The 2,133-nt window shown below is 66.3% G+C and carries 1 protein-coding gene and 1 pseudogene; both read right to left on the bottom strand.

Annotated features, from left to right (window positions below; genetic code table 11):
• Positions 1-43 precede the first annotated feature (43 nt).
• Positions 44-1,303 carry an IS256 family transposase gene (locus tag HMPREF9153_RS04635; RefSeq protein ID WP_004809871.1) on the bottom strand — a complete coding sequence of 420 codons (1,260 nt, stop codon included), beginning with the start codon at positions 1,301-1,303 and terminating at the stop codon, positions 44-46.
• 590 nt (positions 1,304-1,893) lie between these two features.
• A pseudogene (locus HMPREF9153_RS12190) lies at positions 1,894-2,007 on the bottom strand (transposase); the annotation flags it as partial.
• Positions 2,008-2,133: the final 126 nt, after the last annotated feature.

Genomic DNA, 2,133 nt, shown 5'->3' on the forward strand with positions numbered 1-2,133 from the left:
CCCTTGTAGTGGTGTATCCGTTTCGTGATCTTTCGATATGGGGTCAGGCTGTCAGTTCGGGTGGGATGGGGTCTGCTCCTTCCAGGTGAGTCCGGTCCGGGCCGTCGGGGGTCTGAGTGCCTCGTGAGCGTTCCAGGACCTCCAGGCCCAGGTAGCGCCGGCCCTCGGCCCACTCATCGGTCTGCTCGGCCAGCACGGCCCCGACGAGCCGGATGACGGCCTCCCTGTTGGGGAAGATCCCCACGGCATCGGTACGCCGCCGGATCTCCTTGTTCAGCCGCTCCTGAGGATTGTTCGACCAGATCTGGCGCCACACGTCGACCGGGAAACTCGTGAACGCCAACAGGTCGGCCCGCGCGGCGTCCAGGTGGGCATGGACCTGGGGAAGCTTGGCCTCCACATAGTCCAGCAGCCGGTCGAACTGGTCATCCACGGCGGCCGGGGACGGCTGGTCGTAGACGGAGTGGAGCATGGCCTTGACCGCCGGCCACAGGCTCTTGGGGCACACGCTCATCAGATTGGCCGCGTAGTGGGTCCTGCACCGCTGCCAGGCCGCCCCGGGCAGGTTCGCCGCGATCGCCTCCCTCAGCCCGGCATGGGCATCCGAGGTGACCAGCCGCACCCCGGACAGGCCCCGGGCCACCAGATCGGCGAAGAACGTGTTCCAGGCCGGCCCGGTCTCAGCGGTGGCGACCTGGAGGCCCAGGACCTCCCGGTGGCCGTCAGCGTTGACCCCGGTCGCGGTCAGCACGACCGCGTTGATGACCCGTCCGGCTTCCCTGACCTTCATCGTCAGGGCGTCGGCGGCCACGAACGTGAACGGGCCCGCCTCGCCCAGCGGTCGGTGGCGGAAGGCCTCGACCTGGGCGTCGAGGTCGGCGGCCATCCGCGAGACCTGGGACTTCGACAAGGAGTCGATACCCAGCTGCTTGACGAGCTTGTCCATCCGGCGGGTGGAGACCCCGGCCAGGTAGGCGTCGGCGACCACGGTGATCATCGCCGACTCGGCGCGCTTGCGCCGCTCCAGCAGCCACTCTGGGAAGTAGCTGCCCTGGCGGAGCTTGGGGATTGCCACGTCCACCGTGCCGACCCGGGTGTCCAGGTCGCGGTGACGGTAGCCGTTGCGCTGGACGAGGCGGTCGGGATCGGGGCGGCCGTACTCCGCGCCGGCGACCTGGTCGGCGTCGGCCGACAGGAGCATGTTGATCATCGTGGCCAGCAGTGAGCGCAGCAGGTCCGGGGAGGCCTGGCCCAGGGCTTGGTCCAGGACCCGGGCAGGGTCGACAATATGGGCAGCGGTCATCGTGGTTGTTCCTTTCGAGTGAGAAGTAGAGAGCTTTCTCGAAGGATCACACGGTGACCGCGCTGCCGTCCACCACGAAGTCGCAGAGGCCGACAAGCTGGTCACCAGCGGGTTACACCACCATAAGGGGCACTACTCCGAGTCGATGTGGTGGGTCGCCAAGGTGATGCTTGAACTCAGTTGACAACCAGTCCAACACGAAGGCGGCCGAGGCTCAGTTCGATCGGGTGCTCGACTACGTCGAGGAGAGTATTCCGTTGAGTTCGAGCACCGCTGACAGCGAGCGATTCCGAGAGTCGGATCGCGGGCATGGGCCGAGCGGGTGATGGTCGACTCCGTCTTCTCATGCGTATATGAGCGGCGTGAGGTGGATCACCACAGTCTGGGTTGGTCGCGGTCGAGGGGGGAGAGGCCGGCCGTGATCGCGGCGCCCAGATCCATACCGGAGCGTGCGGCCGCGCGCAATGCCTCGGCACGACCTCGGGACCCGCGGGTGTCGTTGAGCGCTGAGCCCGGGGTGCCAGCCCGGGCCCTGTACTCGGCACGATTGGAAGCGTTCGTCCCGGCTCGCAGATGAGCCGGATTCACGCACCCCGGGAGATCCCGAGGTCGCCTGCGATCGCCTTGAGCGTCGCACCGGGAGTGGACTCGTACAAGTCCACCGCCCGCTGCCGGAACTCGTCGGTGTAGTTCTTCCTAACCATCCCTTGGATTCTCGCTTCCCCAGCATCGTGATGGAATCACCGTGTCCAAGATCAGGGGTCAAGTTCCTAGAGAGCGGCAAGTACTCATGGGAAGCAATTCGGCTGAAGCCGATATGCTGTGTTTGG

Source organism: Cutibacterium avidum ATCC 25577, assembly GCF_000227295.1.
GTDB classification, from domain to species: Bacteria; Actinomycetota; Actinomycetes; order Propionibacteriales; family Propionibacteriaceae; genus Cutibacterium; species Cutibacterium avidum.